Annotated in this window: 21 protein-coding genes; 6 read left to right on the top strand and 15 right to left on the bottom strand. The window is 70.2% G+C overall.

Annotation, left to right across the window (positions count from 1 at the left end):
- Positions 1-152 precede the first annotated feature (152 nt).
- Positions 153-1,577, top strand: a complete 1,425-nt coding sequence (locus AB0I51_RS35295; RefSeq protein ID WP_362982337.1) for a SpoIIE family protein phosphatase — start codon at positions 153-155, stop codon at positions 1,575-1,577.
- Positions 1,578-1,601: 24 nt separating this feature from the next.
- Here AB0I51_RS35295 and AB0I51_RS35290 read toward each other — a convergent pair whose 3' ends face one another.
- The 3 genes from AB0I51_RS35290 to AB0I51_RS35280 all read right to left on the bottom strand — a co-directional run bounded on the left by AB0I51_RS35290 (position 1,602) and on the right by AB0I51_RS35280 (position 3,271).
- Complete coding sequence (locus tag AB0I51_RS35290) at positions 1,602-1,937, bottom strand: DUF2516 family protein (protein WP_078532710.1); 336 nt, start codon at positions 1,935-1,937, stop codon at positions 1,602-1,604.
- A 132-nt stretch (positions 1,938-2,069) separates the two neighbouring features.
- Entirely contained in the window at positions 2,070-2,729 is a 660-nt protein-coding gene (locus AB0I51_RS35285; RefSeq protein WP_362982335.1) for a hypothetical protein, read from the bottom strand.
- Between the two features lie 95 nt (positions 2,730-2,824).
- On the bottom strand, positions 2,825-3,271 hold the full coding sequence (locus tag AB0I51_RS35280) for a helix-turn-helix transcriptional regulator (protein ID WP_362982333.1): 447 nt from the start codon (positions 3,269-3,271) through the stop codon (positions 2,825-2,827).
- Positions 3,272-3,363: 92 nt separating this feature from the next.
- Between AB0I51_RS35280 and AB0I51_RS35275 the strand changes: the two genes are divergently transcribed.
- Positions 3,364-4,230 carry an aminoglycoside phosphotransferase family protein gene (locus tag AB0I51_RS35275; RefSeq protein WP_362982331.1) on the top strand — a complete coding sequence of 289 codons (867 nt, stop codon included), beginning with the start codon at positions 3,364-3,366 and terminating at the stop codon, positions 4,228-4,230.
- 16 nt (positions 4,231-4,246) lie between these two features.
- Here the strand turns inward: AB0I51_RS35275 and AB0I51_RS35270 are convergent, their stop codons facing one another.
- Positions 4,247-5,362: an NAD(P)/FAD-dependent oxidoreductase gene (locus AB0I51_RS35270; protein WP_362982329.1), complete on the bottom strand. Its 1,116-nt coding sequence runs from the start codon at positions 5,360-5,362 to the stop codon at positions 4,247-4,249.
- 53 nt (positions 5,363-5,415) lie between these two features.
- Here AB0I51_RS35270 and AB0I51_RS35265 point away from each other — a divergent pair, with 53 nt between their 5' ends.
- Positions 5,416-6,108: a TetR/AcrR family transcriptional regulator C-terminal domain-containing protein gene (locus AB0I51_RS35265; protein WP_362982327.1), complete on the top strand. Its 693-nt coding sequence runs from the start codon at positions 5,416-5,418 to the stop codon at positions 6,106-6,108.
- 34 nt (positions 6,109-6,142) lie between these two features.
- Here the strand turns inward: AB0I51_RS35265 and AB0I51_RS35260 are convergent, their stop codons facing one another.
- Positions 6,143-6,724, bottom strand: coding sequence for a DUF6817 domain-containing protein (locus AB0I51_RS35260; protein ID WP_362982325.1), 582 nt, complete (start codon positions 6,722-6,724; stop codon positions 6,143-6,145).
- Positions 6,725-6,920: 196 nt separating this feature from the next.
- On the opposite strand from AB0I51_RS35260, the gene AB0I51_RS35255 reads away from it, so the two are divergent.
- Positions 6,921-7,835 carry a LysR family transcriptional regulator gene (locus AB0I51_RS35255; RefSeq protein ID WP_362982323.1) on the top strand — a complete coding sequence of 305 codons (915 nt, stop codon included), beginning with the start codon at positions 6,921-6,923 and terminating at the stop codon, positions 7,833-7,835.
- A gap of 10 nt (positions 7,836-7,845) precedes the next feature.
- Here AB0I51_RS35255 and sigJ read toward each other — a convergent pair whose 3' ends face one another.
- From sigJ to AB0I51_RS35235, 4 genes are all read right to left on the bottom strand, one after another.
- Positions 7,846-8,748 (bottom strand): RNA polymerase sigma factor SigJ, encoded by a 903-nt coding sequence (sigJ, locus tag AB0I51_RS35250; RefSeq protein WP_362982380.1) that lies wholly within the window; start codon positions 8,746-8,748, stop codon positions 7,846-7,848.
- Between the two features lie 67 nt (positions 8,749-8,815).
- Positions 8,816-9,592, bottom strand: a complete 777-nt coding sequence (locus tag AB0I51_RS35245) for an NAD(P)H-binding protein (protein ID WP_362982321.1) — start codon at positions 9,590-9,592, stop codon at positions 8,816-8,818.
- A 14-nt stretch (positions 9,593-9,606) separates the two neighbouring features.
- The gene (locus tag AB0I51_RS35240; protein ID WP_362982319.1) at positions 9,607-10,035 is read right to left on the bottom strand and encodes a hypothetical protein; all 429 of its coding nucleotides are present in this window, start codon (positions 10,033-10,035) and stop codon (positions 9,607-9,609) included.
- 30 nt (positions 10,036-10,065) lie between these two features.
- Positions 10,066-10,530, bottom strand: coding sequence for a GNAT family N-acetyltransferase (locus AB0I51_RS35235; protein WP_362982317.1), 465 nt, complete (start codon positions 10,528-10,530; stop codon positions 10,066-10,068).
- Between the two features lie 68 nt (positions 10,531-10,598).
- Here AB0I51_RS35235 and AB0I51_RS35230 point away from each other — a divergent pair, with 68 nt between their 5' ends.
- Positions 10,599-11,648 carry an aminoglycoside phosphotransferase family protein gene (locus tag AB0I51_RS35230; RefSeq protein ID WP_362982315.1) on the top strand — a complete coding sequence of 350 codons (1,050 nt, stop codon included), beginning with the start codon at positions 10,599-10,601 and terminating at the stop codon, positions 11,646-11,648.
- A 35-nt stretch (positions 11,649-11,683) separates the two neighbouring features.
- On the opposite strand, the gene AB0I51_RS35225 is transcribed toward AB0I51_RS35230, so the two are convergent.
- From AB0I51_RS35225 to AB0I51_RS35205, 5 genes are all read right to left on the bottom strand, one after another.
- A complete protein-coding gene (locus tag AB0I51_RS35225; RefSeq protein WP_362982313.1) occupies positions 11,684-12,184 on the bottom strand; it encodes an HAD domain-containing protein in 501 nt (166 codons plus the stop codon).
- A 17-nt stretch (positions 12,185-12,201) separates the two neighbouring features.
- Positions 12,202-12,825: an RraA family protein gene (locus AB0I51_RS35220; protein ID WP_362982311.1), complete on the bottom strand. Its 624-nt coding sequence runs from the start codon at positions 12,823-12,825 to the stop codon at positions 12,202-12,204.
- Positions 12,822-13,916 carry a phosphotransferase gene (locus tag AB0I51_RS35215; RefSeq protein WP_362982309.1) on the bottom strand — a complete coding sequence of 365 codons (1,095 nt, stop codon included), beginning with the start codon at positions 13,914-13,916 and terminating at the stop codon, positions 12,822-12,824. Before AB0I51_RS35215 ends, AB0I51_RS35220 begins: the two co-directional genes overlap by 4 nt.
- Positions 13,917-14,067: 151 nt before the next feature.
- Positions 14,068-14,802 carry an HAD-IA family hydrolase gene (locus tag AB0I51_RS35210; RefSeq protein ID WP_362982307.1) on the bottom strand — a complete coding sequence of 245 codons (735 nt, stop codon included), beginning with the start codon at positions 14,800-14,802 and terminating at the stop codon, positions 14,068-14,070.
- Positions 14,802-15,680: a winged helix-turn-helix domain-containing protein gene (locus tag AB0I51_RS35205; RefSeq protein WP_362982305.1), complete on the bottom strand. Its 879-nt coding sequence runs from the start codon at positions 15,678-15,680 to the stop codon at positions 14,802-14,804. The genes AB0I51_RS35210 and AB0I51_RS35205 overlap by 1 nt, the downstream gene beginning before the upstream one ends.
- Before the next feature lie 156 nt (positions 15,681-15,836).
- Between AB0I51_RS35205 and AB0I51_RS35200 the strand changes: the two genes are divergently transcribed.
- Positions 15,837-16,025 (top strand): hypothetical protein, encoded by a 189-nt coding sequence (locus AB0I51_RS35200; protein ID WP_200715320.1) that lies wholly within the window; start codon positions 15,837-15,839, stop codon positions 16,023-16,025.
- Positions 16,026-16,065: 40 nt separating this feature from the next.
- Here the strand turns inward: AB0I51_RS35200 and AB0I51_RS35195 are convergent, their stop codons facing one another.
- Positions 16,066-16,974 carry a winged helix-turn-helix domain-containing protein gene (locus AB0I51_RS35195; protein ID WP_362982303.1) on the bottom strand — a complete coding sequence of 303 codons (909 nt, stop codon included), beginning with the start codon at positions 16,972-16,974 and terminating at the stop codon, positions 16,066-16,068.
- Positions 16,975-17,140 lie beyond the last annotated feature (166 nt).

Raw genomic sequence — 17,140 nt, 5'->3', positions numbered from 1 at the left:
CGGTACGGAACACGGCATATGACAGTGGCCGCCTGCCGGGCGACCTGCCTCACACCATTCCTTTCCGGCGCCCACTACCGCTATGGTCCCGGTCGGTGGGTCGAGGTCCCTCGCCCCACCGCGCCCTCGGGGGGAGGGAAGGAAACAGGACGATGCCCGCACCCATACCGCGGCAGAGAGCGATCCCGGCCGCGGAAAGTGGTCAGGCGCCGGCCGCGCCGACGATCGGCAACACCTCGGGAGACACCCCCGGGGCCACGTCCGGCGAGGCGCCGGGGAGCGCTTCCGAAGGCATGGAAGCCGCGCGCCCGGAGACCCCGCGCACGCAGGACACGGCCGACGACGGCACGGTCACCGGCGCTGACGCCGCGCACCGCGCCGGTCCCGGCGGTCCCGCCGGTCAGCTCACCCTGCTGATGATCGAGGACGACCCCGGCGGCTCGCCGATCGTGCCCGAGCTGCTCGACCCGACCGGCAAGCCGATCCGGGTCCGCACCGCCCGCAACCTCACCGAGGCCGAGCGGCTGCTCACCGACGACGTCCACTGCATCCTGCTCGACCTCGCGCTGCCCGCCCCCGGCCGGGCCGCGGAGGGCGCCGACGACGAGCTGGCCGTACTCAAGCACGTGCTGAGGATCGCGCCCCGCCACGCCGTTCTCGCCCTCACCGCGTCCGGCGACACCGAGCGCGGCGCCGAGGCGGTCCGGGTGGGCGCGCAGGACTATCTCTTCCGGGACGAGCTGGACGGCCGCCTGCTGAGCCGCGCGATCCGCTACGCGGTGGAGCGGAAACGTTCCGACAGGGCCGAGCGCAAGCTCACCGAGTCCAAGCTGCGCGCCCAGGAGAACGCCCGCCTCGAACGCGGCCTGCTGCCCACGCCCCTCCTCGACGGCTCCCCGCTGCACTTCGCCGCCCGCTACCGCCCCGGCCGCTCCCGCGCACTGCTCGGCGGCGACTTCTACGACACCGTGCGCACCCCCGACGGCACTGTGCACGCGATGATCGGCGACGTCTGCGGCCACGGCCCCGACGAGGCCGCGCTCGGCGTGGAACTCCGCATCGCCTGGCGTGCGCTCACCCTGGCCGGCCTCTGCGGCGACCAGCTCCTGGGCACGCTGCAACAGGTCCTGGAGCACGAGCGCTCCGACGACGAGATCTTCGCGACGCTCTGCACGGTCGACATCGCCCCCGACGGCCGCCGCGCCGGCCTGTGCCTGGCCGGCCACCCGTCCCCGCTGCTCGTCCGTCCCGGCCGCCCGGCCGAGCTCCTCCCCTACGACAACAACGGCCCCGCCCTCGGCCTGCTCCCCGGCGCCCGCTGGCCGCGGATGCAGGTGGAGCTGGGCGCGGAGTGGAGCCTGATGCTCTACACCGACGGTCTGATCGAGGGCCGGGTCGGCGAGGGCCGCCGCGAACGGCTCGGCCAGGACGGGATGGTGGCGATGGTCCGCCGCCAGCTCGCGGAGGGCCTGCGGGGCGAGGAACTGCTCCGGGCGGCGGTGAACGAGGTCCGCGACCTCAACGGCGGCGAGCTGACGGACGACGTGGCGGTGGTACTGCTGGACCGGGCGCCGTAACCCCGGCTGCCTGGCCGTAGGACTTCAGCGTCCGCCGTTGTACGGGCCGTAGGGGCCGTCGCTGCTGGAGCCGCCCCGGCGGCTGCGGCCGCCGCCCGGGAGGCCGCGGAGGGCCGGGCGGACGTCGACCATGTACACAATCGTCGCGACGAGGCCGATGATCGGCAGGAACGACAGGATGTTGAAGATGAGGTTCACCACGAAGGCGAGCCCGAGAATGATCAGCCAGAACGGCTTGGTCTTCTTGTCCGCCGCGCGATAGGCGTCCTCGCGGCGCGTCGCGGCGTCGACGAGCGCGAAGCCGCTGAACACGATCAGGGCGGTGCTCAACAGCCACATGAACCCTGTGAAGCCCTGCATCAGCACTACGTCCACCACCAGACTCGGCTAGTCATCTACGCGGTCACCGTACCCGCAACCGGATTGCCGGTACCCGAAGAACGGGCCGGGCACTCATGGAGTGCCCGACCCGTTACCGATCACCCGTCCGTGTCACTTGGCGGGCGGCGTGGTCTTCTTCGCGGTGGTCTTGCGGGCCGGGGCCTTCTTGGCGGCGGGCTTCTTCGCCGGAGCGGGCGCGGCAGCGGCCGGGGCCGGGGCGGACTCCTCGGCCTTCACCACGACGGGCTTGGCGACCGGCTCGGGGTCGGGCTCGACCGCGACGGCCAGCTCCTCGATCTCGTCGGCGGCCTCGCCGCGCCAGGTCTTCACGGCCTGCTCGCCGTGCTCGGCGACCTTCTCGTACGCCTCGCGGGCCTTGACCGCGTACTCGGCGGCGACGCCCACGCCGCGCAGCGCGAGGTCCTGGGCGGACTCGCCGAACTTCTTCAGGTCGGCGTCGAGCGTGCTGCCGAGCTTCTTGAGGTCGCCGTCGAGGCTGGTGAGGAACTCGTTGACCTTGGTCTGGAGGGTCTCCTGCGCCTCCTTGGCCTTGGCACTCGCCTCCTTGGCGCGGGCGGCGGCCTTCTCCTGCACGGCCTTCGGGTCGGTGCCGCGCACGGCGTCGATCCGGGCCGGGGCCTCGGCACGCAGCTGCTCGACCAGGCCCGGAACCTTCTTGGCCTGCTGGAGGGCGAGGTCGGCGGTGCCGGCGGCGAAGTAGAGGGGGGTGGGGTCGCTCAGGGTCTTGCGCAGGTCATCGGTGATGGCCATGGTGATGGTCCTTCCCGGTCGCTATCAGCTGAGGGTTTGGGTTGCTTCCGCGCTCGGCGGACGGGCCGTGTCGTCGTCAACGCGTTGTGTCGTCGTCAACCGGCCGTCTGCTCCCGCGGGTCGGCGTCGCTGCCGTCGGCACCGTCGCTCACGCCGGGACCGCTCTCCACGCCTTCGTCCCCGTCGGCGATCTCGAATCCGTTCTCCTTGCGGAAGGACTCGTAGATCTGAAGCAGCACCTGCTTCTGCCGTTCGGTGAGCGTGGGATCGGCGAGGATGACCGCACGTGTCTCGACCTCGTCCCGGTCCCGCTCGGCGTCGAGGATGCCGGCCCGCACGTACAACGTCTCGGCGGAGATCCGCAGCGCCTTGGCGACCTGCTGCAACACCTCCGCGCTCGGCTTGCGCAGCCCGCGCTCGATCTGGCTCAGATACGGATTCGACACCCCGGCGGCATCGGCGAGCTGCCGCAGGGACAGCTGCGCGTTGCGCCGCTGTTCCCGCAGATACTCACCAAGATTGCCGACGTTGAGCGTTGCCATGCCTCCATGTTGCACCAACCCTGCTAACTATTGCAAGCACCCGCTTGCAAAAGTGCGCCACGCCACTCGTTCATCCGTGCCAGGATTCGCGGATGGATACGACCGACGTCACGCGTGCGATCACGGCTGCGACTTCGGTCGCCGTATCGCTCGGCCTGTCGGCCGACGGCGCGACCGTTCTGCACAACTCGAACAAGCTGGCCCTGCGGTTGACGCCGTGCGACGTCTTTGCCCGGGTCGCCCATGTGGGGGAAGAGGTCGCGCAGTTCGAGGTCGAGCTCGCCCAGCGGCTCGCCGAGGCCGGATGCCCGGTGTGTCCCCTGGAGCCTCGGGCGGACCCGCGTGTGCACACGCGCGACGGCTTCGCGGTGACGCTGTGGACCTACTACGAGCCCGTGTCGCCTCACACCGCACCGGTCGACTACGCCAAGGCGCTGGAGCAACTGCACGCCGGCATGCGCGAGGTCAACCTGCCGAGCCCGAGGTTCACGGACCGGATCGCGGAGGCGGAAGAGGTCGTCGCCGACCCGGTTCGCTCGCCGGAGCTCGCCGAGGCGGAACGCGTGTTCCTCAGCGGCAGGCTGGCGGGCCTGCGACGAGCGATCGACGACCGCGGCGCCGTGGAACAGCTGCTCCACGGCGAGCCGCATCCGGGCAATGTGCTCAGCACGACGGACGGCCCGATGTTCATCGACCTTGAGACGTGCTGCCGCGGCCCCGTCGAGTTCGACCTCGCCCACGTTCCCGAGGCGGTCTGGGAGCACTACCCGAACGTCGACCAGGGGCTGCTGGACGAGTGCCGACAGGTCGTCCTCGCGATGGTCGCCGCGTGGCGTTGGGAGCTTGGCGACCAGTTTCCGAACGGGAGGCGGTTCGGAGAGGGACTCCTGCGCGCACTGCACGACGGTCCGCCCTGGCCGACACTCGACACGCTGCACGAGCGACTGGGCGGCCAGTAGGAACCCTTGGGGGTCACTACGACTGCACCTCGTCGAAGACCGCGATCGCCTCGGCGGGGTCCGGGCTCACCAGGCGTTCCAGGCCGGCCGTCGTGAGCTCGGCCCATTTGTGGGCCCGGGCCCACATCCGTTCCTCGAAGGCGCGGACGGTCTCGTCCAAGGCCGCGGGGGCGGTGGCGACGGACTCGGCGAGTTCGGCGCCGTCCAGCATCGCGAGGTTCGCGCCGACGCCGAGCGGGGGCATCAGGTGGGCGGCGTCGCCCAGGAGTGTCACCCCGGGGGTGTGGGGCCAGGTGTGGGACACGGGGAGGACGTGGAAGGGGCGGTGGGCGAAGGCGGTGCCGCGGCGGAGGAGGTCGAGGACGGGGGCGGACCAGCCGTCGAACAGGGCCAGCAGGCTCGATCGCACGGCCTCGGCGTCGGCCAGGTCCAGGTCCTTGTGCCAGTCCAGCGGTGCGCGGAACTTGCTGTACACCTTCACGTGGCCGCCGCTGTTGCGCTGCGCGACGAGGCTGCGGTTCGCGCCGTACACGGCCACGGAACCGTCGCCGATCAGACGGGCGAGGTCGGGGTGGCGGGTGTCGACGTCGTCGAGCGAGGTCTCCAGCGAGCTGACGCCGGTGTAGTGCGGCATCACCGGCGAGAGGGCCGGGCGGACCCGGGACCAGGCGCCGTCCGCGCCGACGACGAGGTCGTACGTCTCCTGCCGCCCGTCCGCGAAATGGACGAGTACGCCGTCCCGGCCCCCCGGCACCACCCGCGTCACGCCCCGGCCCCACCGGACGTCGAGCGGGCCGAGCAGCAGGTCACGGAGTTGCCCTCGGTCGATCTCGGGATTGGCCAGGTCGTCCGGGCTGGGCCGCCAGTCGCGCAGGACGGTTCCGTCCGGGTCCAGGATGCGCATGGCCTGACCCTCGGGACGCGAGAGCGCCCGGAATTCCGCGAGTAACCCCGCCTTCTCCAGCGCGAGTTGGCCCAGCTTCTCGTGCAGGTCCAGCGTGCCGCCCGGGGGACGGGCGTCGGGGGCGGGGTCGCGTTCGAGGACGGTGACGGGGTGGCCGTGGCGGTGCAGGACTCGGGCGAAGGTGAGGCCGGCGGGGCCGCCACCGACTACAGCGATGCGATGTCTCATGTCGATACACTGTATTGATTCGGTGCGATGTATCGCAACAGTACGATGCATCCATGACTGTGTGGGACCGTCCGGAGCCGCCGACCCGGCCCGTGCCGCTCGACCGGGAGCGGATCGTCGCCGCGGCTGTCGCGCTGGCCGACGAGGGCGGGCTGGAGGCGGTGTCGTTGCGCAAGGTCGCCGCCCGGCTGAACGCCGGTCCGATGCGGCTGTACGGGTTCATCGCCACCAAGGAGGAGTTGTTCGACCTCATGGTGGACGAGGTCCAGGCCGAGATCCTTCCCGAGGAACGGCCCGGTGACTGGCGGGAGGCGCTGCGCAACCTCGCCCACCGCACCAGGCGGGCCGCTCTCCGCCACGAATGGCTGGCCGACCTGCTCGGCGGCCGTCCGAGCCTGGGCCCGAACGGCCTCGCCGTGACCGAGGCCACGCTGGCCGCCCTCGACGGTCTCGCCGACACCGACACCGTCATGCGCGCCGTGGAGACCGTCAGCGCCTACTTCACCGGCGCGATCAGACGCGAGATCGCGAACCTGCGGGCCGAGCGCGCCACGGGCCTGTCCAAGCGCGACTGGCAGCGCGCCCGTGGCCCGCACGTGACGAGGATGCTGGCCACGGGCCGCTTCCCCGCGCTGGCCAAGGCCGTGCACGACGGCACGGACGTGGACGCCGAGACCTCCTTCACGACCGGCCTGGAATGGGTCCTCGACGCGGTGGCCGTCAAACTGGCCCAGCAGCCGACGTGACCGACCCGAGCCGCCCCGCGGATCGCGGCGACCCTCACGGCGCGAGGTCCATCTGACAGTCCGACCAGGCGGGTTGGCTCAGCAGGGGCTCGAACCGGGTGAAGAGAGCAAGGAGTTGAGGTCCCCAGCGCTCACGGAAGGCGAAGTCGTGGCGGGCCAGGTCGAGTTCGTTGGCGACGGTGAGTTCGGCGAGGTCTCGACGGAGTTGCGGACCGGGCGAGTGGAGGGCGCCGGTGAAACGGTCCCGGAAGACGCCGTCGGCCTCCGCGAGACCGGGATACGTCACCTTCCTGTCGCACGCCCCGTAGAGATGCACGATCCCTTCCGCCTCCGAGCCGATCGCCTCGGCGAGTTCGGCGCGGCCCGTGTCCACCGGCAACAAGGCGGTGGGGAATCCGTCGGTGCCGTAGCAGGCGTGGCACAGGCCCGCGAGTTGGAGGGCCGGGCGGGCTCCCCATCCGGTGAGGCGGTCCCGGACGCGTTGGAGGTGGGCGACGAGAGTGCCGCCGGGGTGCGCGATGTCCGCGGCGCCGAGCCGGAGCAGCAGCGCCGCAGCCGCATCAACAGCACCAACACCACTGGGGGAATGACCAGTTGACGTAGGAGAGTCAGACACGACCCGGCGTCCTTCCGTCGATCCCGCGATCCGTCGCTCGTCGGAGGTCGGCACCCGTCCGTGTCTTCGCCCTGGTCCGGACCCGGCGAAGGCGCCGGACGGGTTGCCGCCTGGGCCCTGCACTGAGCATGGTCGAGTCCGTGACCCCGGTCAATCCTATGGATTTCCGCCAACACCCAAGCTGTAGCTTGGAGTTGTGACTCTGGAGGATCTGCGTGTCTTCGTGGCCGTGTGCCGGGCGGGAAGTCTCAGCGCCGTCGCCCGCGAACTGGGCCGCACCCAGTCGGCGGTGAGCCAGCATGTGAAGCGGCTGGAGCGGGAGGCCGGCCTGAGCCTTCTGGAGCGCCGGCCGCGAGGTGTCGTGCCCACCCAGGCGGGGCGGGTGCTGTGCGAGGCCGCCTCGGAGAGCGTCGCCGGTCTGGAACTGGCCATGCGGCGGCTCGGGGACCTCGTCGACGGCGACAGCGGCTCGGTGCGGGTCACGACGGGCGGGACCACCGTGCGGCACTTCATGTCGGAGGCGGTCGTCGCCTTCCGGCAGCGCTATCCGAGGGTGGGTCTGGAGTTCCGGACGGAGACCTCCAGCCGCGACTGCTTCGAGGCTCTCGCCGCCGGGAACCTGGACCTCGCCTGGGTCACGATCGACGGGCCGGTGCGCGGTATCGAGCAGCGTCCCGTCGTAGACCTGCCCTGGGTACTGGCCGTCCGCGCCGACGATCCGCTCGCTGCCCGGTCCCGCGTCGACACCGCCGAACTCGACGGCATCAGCCTCATCCGCCTGCCCCCGAACTCCACCTCGGGTGCCCGTCTCGACGCCGCCTTCGCCGGACTCGGCGTCCGGAGCAGCTCCGACACCGGCGTCGCCGACTGGGACACAGCACTCCTGCTGGCCGAACTCGGCCTCGGTCACGCCGTCGTTCCCCTCCTGCCCGGCTGGGAGACACCCGGCACCGGCCCGCTCCGCCTCGTCCCCCTCCCCGGTCTTCCCCCGCTCCCGGTCGGCTGGGCCGTCCGCCGCTGGGACGCCCTCAGCCCGCTCGCCCGCACCTTCGCCGACACGGTCGCCCGCAGTTGCGCGGAGAGGGCCGCGCGCGCCCGGAAGTCCGGTTAGCGGACACCGGCTAGTCGAGAGCATCCGCATCACCGTCGTCGTACCCCGTCCACGCCCGCAGCTTGTCCGGGTTGACCACCAGCCACAGGTCGGTGATCAGCCCGTCGCGCACCTGTGCCGCGAGCACGGCGAAGGTCGTGCCGGCGATCCGGACCGCGACACCGGGCATGCCGTTGACGTCGTCCTCGACGAGTTCCATCTCGGGAGCCCGGCGCATGAGGCCGAGGAAGAGACGGGCCACCTTGTCCCGGCCGACGACCGGCCGCAGTGCGGCCCGCACCTTGCCGCCGCCGTCGCTGCGCGACTCGACGTCGGGGTCGAGCAGGGCGACGAGCGCGTCGAAGTCACCGGTCTCGCACGCCTCGCGGAACGCGGAGACGACCCGCCGGTGCTCCGCGGCCGTACTGGCACCGGGCGGCTTGCGGGCCAGTCGGTGGCGGGCGGACGAGGCGAGCTGGCGGCAGGCGGCCGGGGTGCGGCCCACCGTCTCGGCGATCTCGGTGAACGGCAGACCGAAGACGTCGTGCAGGACGAAGGCGACGCGTTCCGCGGGAGTCATCGAGTCCAGCAGCACGAGCATCCCCATGCTGACCGACTCGTCGAGGGTGATCCGGTCGGCGGGATCGTCCGCGCCCGCGCCGCCCGTGCTGGCCCAGGTGCCGCTGTGCCGGACCGGCTCGGGCAGCCACTCCCCGGTGTAGCGCTCGCGCCGGGCCCGCGCCGACCCGAGCTGGTCGAGGCAGATCCGCGAGGCGACCCGGGTCAGCCACGCGAGCGGCGCCTCGATCTCCTGCTGCGCCTCTTCCGACAGGGCGTACCAACGGGCGTACGTCTCCTGTACGACGTCCTCGGCGTCCTGCACCGAACCGAGCATCCGGTAACCGAGGTTGAGCAGTCGGCGGCGCTCGGCCATGAGGGAGCCGAGGGTGGGGTCGCCCGGTTCGGGCGGCGAAGGCGGTGGCGAGGTGGGCACGGCGCGGTCATCCTCCCTGGACAGAACGCGGCCCGACCTGCTGTCGGAGCCATTCGTCGAAGGTCTGGCTGCCACGCGGTCCCAACGGCCCACCCGGGAGCGGCAGTTGCCCGTCCCCGGTCATCGCCGCCCCCATCGCGCCCGGCATCCGTACCGGCAGCAGCAGCCGGCGCTGGTGCCGGGCCCGGAGCAACCGGCGCACCATGTCGACGAGTTGCTCGACGCGCGGCCCGGCGAGATCGGGGGCCATGCCCCGGGCGGGGGCGAGGGCGAGTCCGACCAGGTGCCGGGCCACTTCGCGGGCAGCGATGGGCTGGGTCCGCATGCGGGGCACCACCGCGAGGGGCCCGGGGACCCGGTCGAGGGTCTGCGCGGCGAACTCGTGGAACTGGGTGGCGCGCAGCACCGTCCACGGCAGCGGGCCGTTCTGCACCACGTCCTCCTGACGGAGCTTGCCCCGGTAGTAGCCGAGGCCGACCCGGTCGATGCCGACGATGGACAGCACCACGTGATGCCGTACACCGGCCCGTGCGCCCGAGTCGAGCAGGTTGTGCCCGACGGTGTCGAAGAACCCGACGGCCTTCTTCGCGCTGGTCGTCGTCACATTGCTCACGTCGACGACCACGTCCACCCCCTCCAGGGCGGCATCGAGCCCCGCGCCGCCCGCGAGGAGGTCCACGCCCCGCGAGCGGCTCAGCACCACCGGTTCCTGTCCGGCCGCGGCCAGCTCCTCGACCACGTACCGGCCGACCACCCCGGTCCCGCCCGCCACCGCGATCCGCATACCGTCCCGCTCCTTCACTTGGTGTCACCCCGTCGCGCCGAGAGGGCCGTCACCGGCGCCAGCAGCACGGCCGCCAACAGGACGAGCGTGGCCAGGAAGACCACGTTCAGTACCTGGTCACGGGTGCCGTACATGTCGAGGTGCTGTACGTGATAGCTGAAGTGCAGCACGTTGAGGACCAGCCACACCGCACCCGTCGTCTGCACCAGCCTGGTGTTCCGCACCTGGCTCAGCGCGACGAGGGTCAGGCAGGCCAGCGCGAGGAACATGGCGCCCGCGTCCTTGGCGAGGTGCTCGTTGTAGGGCCCCAGCTGGGGCAACCAGCTCAGTGCGAGCCCCGGGAAGTTCGCGTACCACCCCGTCGGCGAGAAATAGGCCCAGGTACCTGTGTACAGGCTGGCCACGGCCAGCAGGCCGAGGCCGACGTACCGGATTCTGTTCATACGTCTACGACGACGCAGCCTCCGGGAATGTCAGGGCCGAGGCCGGCCGGGCGCCTCGCGCACCATGAACACGTCCACCAGGTCCTCGGTCTCCGTGGCGAACCCGTACCGCTCGTACAGCCGCCGGGCCGGACTCCCCCGCAGCACGTTCAGCCGCACGACGGGGACACCGTCACGGTCGCACCGCTCCAGCAGCTCGCCCAGCACACCGGACCCGATACCGGCGCCCTGGAACCCCGGCGCGAGATAGAAGTGCTCCAGCCAGTGGCAGCGGGCGTCCGCGTCCGGCCGCAGCGCCACACAGCCCGCGAACTCACCACCCACCTCGATCACCCAGGTGTGCTCCGGCTCGAACCCGTCCCGCAGCCGCTGTCGCACCCGCCGCTCGTCGTAACGCCCGAGCCGTTCCAGATCCGCCCGCAGTACGACGGCACGCAGCTCGGCGACCGTCCCGACGTCCGTCCGCGCCGCAGGCCGTATCTCCCAGTCCGCCATGATCACCACGGTAGCGCGGGCCGGTAACTCGATGGAGCGCCCATCGGCCCGGATGCTGGAATGGCGCGATGCACGACGACGAGATGCCGCAGTTCATCGACCGCGGACAGCACGAGAACGCCAAGACGCCCTGGGATCAGTCGACTTGGCGGAACGCGGCCCTCGGCTGGGCCCGGCGCGAACTCACGGCGCGGGGCCTGCGCGAGGCGGGCCGACTGGGTGTGCGGCTGCGTCCTTGGTCGGTCCTGGTCCGGATACCCGTAGCAGGGCCGGTCGAAATTTCAGGTGCCGCCGCTGCCCGAACTGCCGTATGGCTGAAGGCAAATCCTCCCTCCGGCGCCTTCGAGGCACCGCTCACCGCCGCGCTCGCCCGCTGGGTCCCGGAGTACGTCCTGGAACCCCTCGCCGTCGACGCCGACCGAGGCTGGTTCCTGCTCCCCCACGGCGGCGAACTCTTCTGGCAGGTCCTCGACCGCACCCCCGCAGACCCCCGCGCCTGGGAAGAACCGCTCCGCCAGTACGCAACGATGCAGCACGCCCTGATCCCTCACACCAAAGACCTCGAACAACTCGGCGTCCCCAGCGCACGCACGACGGCCCTCCCCGAAGTCTTCGACCAGGTGGTGCAGTTCATCGAGGCCACCACCGAACCAGCCGTCGATCCCGCACAGTTGCATGCCCTGCGGCCGCTGCTGCTCGAACTGTGCGCCGAACTGGCCGAGTTGGGCATCCCCGACTCCCTCGACCACTCCGACCTGCACGACGGCCAGCTCTTCCACCCGGCCCCCGGCCGCTACACCTTCTTCGACTGGGGTGACGCCGCCGTCTCGCACCCCTTCTGCAGTTTCCTGGTCCCGGCCGGACGGGTCCACGAACGCTACGGCCCCGAGGCACTGCCCCGACTGCGGGACGCCTACCTGGAACCCTGGACGGGAAACGGCCACACCACCACCGAACTCCGCCGCGCCCTGACCCTCGCGACCCGCCTCGGGGTCATCGGCCGCGCGGCGTCCTGGAATCGCCACTTCCCGGGCGCCTCCGCGTCAACCCGTACGGCGGGCGCGACGGAGAGCGCCAAGTCCCTGCTGAAGCTGTCCCCGGACGAGCCCCTGTTCTAGAGGACGACCCCGTCATGTTCCAGAAGACGACCCCGTCACCGATTCACCGCCAACCACGCCTCCATCGCCGCGAGATCGGCATCCGTGATCCCGTACCGATGGTCGACGCGCTGCAACAGGAACCGCCCGGGGTGATGGGCCTCCACCCAGTCGCGGTCGGCGTCCCCGATCTCGTCGTCCACCCACACGAAGGGCCGCCCGGCGGCCCAGGCGACCAACGGCCGGGTCTTCCAGTGCAGCCGCCCGCCCGTACCGTCCCCCACCCCGTCCTCGGCCGGGTCGGGCCAGTCCACCAGGGGGAGTCGGGGCAGGCCGAGCCAGGGAGCGACGCACTCGTTCGCGTCGTCCATCCAGGTCGTCGCCCACACCAGTTCGCACCGCAAGGCCGCGAGCCGTGGCCCGAGCGAGGGGTCGATGCGGGTCAGCAGTGGAGGGGCGTCGGCTGCGGGCGGCGCGAAGCCGGAGTTGTGGACCGGGTACGGCCGGGACGCGCCGAAGGGCAGCAGCGTCCCGTCGACATCGAGGAAGAGAAGCATCAGGAGGCCCTCCCACGTCAGCCCTCGAAGCCGCCCGCGCGCAGCAGTTCGTCCACCCGCGCCCGATGCGCCTTCTCCCAGTCGTCGAGGGTCTGGGCGGCCTCCTTCTCCAGGCGGGCCCGTGCCCCGGTGAGGATCTCCGCCCGGCGCGCGGCCGGTACGACGACGATCCCCTCCTCGTCGGCCACCACGATGTCCCCGGCGTCGACGGTGGCTCCCCCGCAGCGCACGCGCTCGTTCAGCGGCAGTACGGCCTTCTTGCCGCCCGGGATCGGGATGACACCGCGCGCGAAGACGGGGAAGCCCGCAGCCCTTACCTCGCCGAGGTCACGGATCACCCCGTCGACGACGAAGCCGGCGATGCCCCGCTGCTGGGCGATGGCGCAGACGTTCCCGCCGGCGAGGGCGTAGTCCAGGTCGCCCGACTCCACCACGACGACCGAGTCCGGCTCGGCGCGGTAGATGGCGGCGTGCAGCATGAGGTTGTCGCCGGGCGGGCACCGCACGGTGAAGGCCGGCCCGGCGAGACGCGGCAGCGGACCCCACAGGGGCCGGATACCGATGTCCATGACCCGCTCGCGGCCCAGGAGTTCGGCGAGAGTGGTGGTGGGGATGTCCTCGAAGTCGGTGGCTTCAGTCATGCCCCGGACGCTACCTGCCCTTCACCGGCTGCCGTGTCGGCCATGGCCCAGCGCGCGAGTGCTCCGGCGATCCGGGGCCTGCTCGGAATCTCGGCCAGGCCCAGGGTGCCCCCGGCGGCCGTCATGATCGCCTGGAGTTTCCGGACCGCCGACGGGAACCGGGCCCATTTCACGGTCGATCCCTCACGCAGGAACATCGACTGCCGGATGACGTCGGTGAACACCGACTGCGCTCGCTTGAAGGCGAGGATGCGGTCCAGGTCGTCCGCCCAGCCCCGCGCGCTGCTGGGACGTACTCCACGGACGGCTCGCGCCCAGTCCTCGGCCATCCGGCGTTCCTGGTCCTCCGGATAGGACATCAGGTAGAGGTGGGTGGCGAGGTCGTAGAGAGGATCTCCCAGCATCGCCAACTCCCAGTCGATGGACCAGAGTTGGTTGAGCGGGTCGAGGATGAAGTTCTCCCGGTGCAGGTCCGCGTGGAGCAGGCAGAAGTCGCGTCGCGTCAGCCCGGAAACGTTCTTTCTGAGCTGGACGAACGCGTCGGGGGTGAGGCCGAGTTCGTGGAAGAGCTGCCCGAAACGCTCGGAGTTCTTCTTGTAGACCTTCTTTTCAACGAAGACGATGAGACGCTCCAGGAAGTCGTCGCAGTCGCCGTCCTCAGCACGGTCCTCGGCCTCGCAACTGCGCTCCACCTCAAGGGTGTTGGGCGTGACATGCGCCAACTCCCGGAACAGGTCGACGATCTGACCGTGGACCCCCTCCGGGATCCGCCGGTCGCCCCACGGGCGGGACTTGAGGGTGCGGCCCTCGATGAAGACCTGCAGCGCCATGCCCTCCACCTCGTGGATGACGGGGATACGGCTGATCCGTCCCTCCAGTTCGCGGAGCAGGGCCTCTTCCGACCGGAAGCACCTGCGGTCGAACCACAGGATCCGTTCGCGCGGTTCACGGAGTTTCACGATCCGCGTCTCGCCCGGCATGGTCAGCACATATGTCTCGTGGTGGTAGCCCTTGAGGGGGCCGTCCACCACGCCGCGTTCGCCGACCAGTTCGTCGGCGCGCTGCCGAACACCGGTGAGTTGGGGTGTCATTCGCTGGGTTCAGCCCGTTCCGGTTGAGCCGATGAGTAAGGGATGAGGCACGTTACTCCAGAGGCGTCAAGCAACGCCGGAGAACCCGCCCATTAACCGCCGCGAGCGACGAGACGCACGTCCGACCGAGGTCAGCGGCGTGACTGCGTTGCTAAACCCGCCGTACCGAGTCGAGTACCGGCCGCAACGAACCCACCACGGACTCGGCGCCCGCTCGGCGCAGCAACGTTTCCTTGAATTCGTTACGCGCGTAGCCGAGAAACGGGATGCCCGCCTGGCGGGCCGCTTCGAAGTCCGAGGGGGTGTCGCCGATCATCAGGGCGTCGCCGGGGCGGGCGCCCATCGCGCGCAGGGCGCGGTTCAGGCAGTGGGGGTTCGGCTTGAGGAGGTCGAGGTCGTTCGTGCGGCCGTAGACGTGCGGGGTGAAGCACTCCAGAAGCCCCCGGCCGTGGAGGTACTCCGTCACCGTGCGCGGGGAGTTGTTGGTGGCGATGGCGAGATGGATGCCGACGGCGTTCCAGGTGCGTATCAGGGGGTCCGCCCACGGGGTGGGGTACGCCGAGTCGACGGCCTTGAGTTCGTGCTGGGTGAGCAACTCCTCCAGTTCGTCGACCAGATCGCTGCGCGGGTGGCGCTTGTTGACCGCGTTCAGGACGACGTGCGGATCGGGGTGCACCCGCTCGCTCTCCGTCAGCAGTTCCCTCAGCCCCTGCCGTTCCAGCCAGGACACAAGGTCCTTCGCCACGCCCTCCGCCGAGAGTCCCGCGAACAGCCGGCAGATCGGGCCGTCGAAGTCGAAAAGGACGAAGCGAGCGCCGGTGATCAATTCTCGTACGTTGCCTGTCTCTTCTGTCACCGGAACAGTCTGCGCCGTATCAGGAGTCACTAGGAGAGTGTCAGGTCCGTCGTGATGGTTTCCCAGAGGGCGTCGAACCACTTCTGCGATTCCTCCACGAACGCGGCGTCGCGCTGGCCGGCCTGCCGCTGGAAGGAGAAGAGGAGGGACTGGCTGCCGAGCACGTCGTACATGTCCAGGGTCTGGCTGCCGTACTCCTCCTCCCGTCTCGTGAGCATGTAGTAACCGAGCAACGCCTCCTTGCCGTTGAGCAGATACAGCTTCACGGGCGGAGTGAAGGGCAGTGCCCGGAAGGTGACCTTGACGTCCATGCCGTGGGTGGCGCGCAGGGCCAGCAGGTTGTGCTGGAGCACCTGCCCCTGGGCGTTGCGCATCGACAGCCAGCGCTTGTGGACCGAGTCGTCCTCGCCGGTGTCGTCGACCGGGACGGGGAAGGCGAGGGTGATCTCCCTGGACGGGACCAGGATTCGGACCTCGATCGACCGGGGGCTGAGGCGGCCCTCGTGAATCTGGCGGAGGGTCTCGCCGATGGCCACCATCAGGGTCTCGGCGGTGTGGCATACGACATCGATGCGGACGTCCGTCTCCGAGAACGCCTCCGCCAGGCGCGGTGCCAACCCCACCATCGTCGTCTGGGGCCCGTCCAGCCCGGGTGCCGGTTCCGCGATCGTGGGCGGGCTCCCCTTGCTGACGTTGGTGAGCAACCCGGCCTCCTGGAGCACCCGCAACGCCTGCCGTACGGCGCCGCGCTCGACGCCGAACTCCTCCGCCAGGTCTGCCTGGGTGGGCAGGCGGTCTCCCGCCTTGAGGTCGCCGGCACGGATACGGTCCCGTAGGGCGTCGGCGATCTCCTGGGGCGAGAAGCTTCTGCTGCCGTTCACTGCCACGTTCTCCTGGGTCACGACCAAACGGTATAACTCTGCCCCATCTAAGGGGAGTTGTTTGGAACTTGATGGCGAGTAGGTGTGAGTAGGTACCAAATGGGAACAACTTAAGCAGAGTTGGCTGCCAACTTATCCAAGTTGGTGGAAGTTTTGCTTCCGCAGCCCGAAGGGGGAACCACCGTGCCTGCCATCGCCCTCCTGTCCGCCGTCTTCGTCGTCGGCTTCGAACAGATCGTCCAGTGGAAGTTCGGCGCCACCGGCATCATCGGCCTGCTCCTGATCTCCATCGGCATCAAGGCCAAGAGTCCGGCCATCAGTTCCATCGGGGCCGTCGTCCTGGCCCTGCTGTTCACCGGACCCGCTCTGTGATCCGTAAACCGCCCTCCGGATCAGCCACCGCGGGAGGCGATCAGCTCGTCAGCCTCAGCTCCGAACTGATCGTCTCCCACAGTGCGTTGAACCACAGCTGGGACTGTTCCACGAACGTCGTGTCCCGCAGCCCGGCGCCCTGCTCGAACGCGAACAGCATCGACTGGGTGCCCTCCGCGTCGTACATCTCCACCTGCTCCTGACCGATCTCCTCCTCGCGCTGGCTCAGCGTGTAGTACGCGAAGAGCGCCTCCGAGCCGTTGAGCAGGTACAGCTTCACCGGAGGCGTGAACGGCAGCGCGCGGAACGTGATGTGCACGTCGATGCCGTGCGTCGCGCGCAGGGCCAGCAGATTGTGGCTCAACACCTGGCCCTGCGCGTTGCGTTGGGCCAGCCAGCGCCGCTGCAGCCGGCCGTCCTCCGGGGAGTCCACCAGGGACGGGAACGCGAGTTCGATGTCACTGCTCGGCAGCAGCACCCGCACATCGACCTTGGCCGGATTCAGCTCCCCGGCGTGGATCTGGCGCAGCGGCTCGCCGATGGCCAGCGTGAGCGAGACCGCCGTCAGGCACAGCGCCTCGATCTCCACGTGCGGCTGCGCGAAGGCCTCCGCAATGCGCGGGGCCAGGCCCACCATCGTGGGCTGCGGCGGGGCTCCGGGGCCGGTCAGTGCCAGTCCGAGGTCGGGGGCGACGGTCGCCGGGCTCCCCTTGGACACATTGGTGAGCAGTCGCTCGGACTGCAGGATGCGCAGGGCCTGCCGTATGGCTCCGCGCTCGACGCCGAACTCGTCCGCCAGCTTGGCCTGGGTGGGCATGCGCTGGCCGGGCCGCAGGACACCGGACCTGATCCTGGTGCGCAGCTCGTCGGCCAGCTCGCGGTGTGACCACTGTGGCCGCGGTGACCTCGACCGTCCATTGACGGTGGCGTGTTCGGGCTCCACGACCAAACCCTACAACTTCTCGCCATCTTTGGGCAGTTCATGGAAAGGTGGTTATGAGACGCATCCAAGAGGAGATAACTAGAGAAGAGTTGGTTACCAACTTAGGTAACTTGGCCGACCGGATCTCTCTCCTGGAGGGGAGCCGAGAGCCCGGTCGGCCGGCTCGACCGCA

The sequence above is a fragment of the Streptomyces sp. NPDC050549 genome (assembly GCF_040655035.1).
GTDB lineage: Bacteria > Actinomycetota > Actinomycetes > Streptomycetales > Streptomycetaceae > Streptomyces.
The sequence above is the reverse complement of the archived record's forward strand: the minus strand, read 5'-3'. Positions and strand labels throughout refer to the sequence as shown.

Excerpts from the sequence above, each read along its gene's own strand:
- AB0I51_RS35295 (WP_362982337.1), top strand. The coding sequence starts at position 153 with ATGCCCGCACCCATACCGCGGCAGAGAGCGATCCCGGCCGCGGAAAGT.
- AB0I51_RS35290 (WP_078532710.1), bottom strand. The coding sequence starts at position 1,937 with ATGCAGGGCTTCACAGGGTTCATGTGGCTGTTGAGCACCGCCCTGATC.
- AB0I51_RS35285 (WP_362982335.1), bottom strand. The coding sequence starts at position 2,729 with ATGGCCATCACCGATGACCTGCGCAAGACCCTGAGCGACCCCACCCCC.
- AB0I51_RS35280 (WP_362982333.1), bottom strand. The coding sequence starts at position 3,271 with ATGGCAACGCTCAACGTCGGCAATCTTGGTGAGTATCTGCGGGAACAG.
- AB0I51_RS35275 (WP_362982331.1), top strand. The coding sequence starts at position 3,364 with ATGGATACGACCGACGTCACGCGTGCGATCACGGCTGCGACTTCGGTC.
- AB0I51_RS35270 (WP_362982329.1), bottom strand. The coding sequence starts at position 5,362 with ATGAGACATCGCATCGCTGTAGTCGGTGGCGGCCCCGCCGGCCTCACC.
- AB0I51_RS35265 (WP_362982327.1), top strand. The coding sequence starts at position 5,416 with ATGACTGTGTGGGACCGTCCGGAGCCGCCGACCCGGCCCGTGCCGCTC.
- sigJ (WP_362982380.1), bottom strand. The coding sequence starts at position 8,748 with ATGGCCGAGCGCCGCCGACTGCTCAACCTCGGTTACCGGATGCTCGGT.
- AB0I51_RS35245 (WP_362982321.1), bottom strand. The coding sequence starts at position 9,592 with ATGCGGATCGCGGTGGCGGGCGGGACCGGGGTGGTCGGCCGGTACGTG.
- AB0I51_RS35240 (WP_362982319.1), bottom strand. The coding sequence starts at position 10,035 with ATGAACAGAATCCGGTACGTCGGCCTCGGCCTGCTGGCCGTGGCCAGC.
- AB0I51_RS35235 (WP_362982317.1), bottom strand. The coding sequence starts at position 10,530 with ATGGCGGACTGGGAGATACGGCCTGCGGCGCGGACGGACGTCGGGACG.
- AB0I51_RS35230 (WP_362982315.1), top strand. The coding sequence starts at position 10,599 with ATGCACGACGACGAGATGCCGCAGTTCATCGACCGCGGACAGCACGAG.
- AB0I51_RS35225 (WP_362982313.1), bottom strand. The coding sequence starts at position 12,184 with ATGCTTCTCTTCCTCGATGTCGACGGGACGCTGCTGCCCTTCGGCGCG.
- AB0I51_RS35220 (WP_362982311.1), bottom strand. The coding sequence starts at position 12,825 with ATGACTGAAGCCACCGACTTCGAGGACATCCCCACCACCACTCTCGCC.
- AB0I51_RS35215 (WP_362982309.1), bottom strand. The coding sequence starts at position 13,916 with ATGACACCCCAACTCACCGGTGTTCGGCAGCGCGCCGACGAACTGGTC.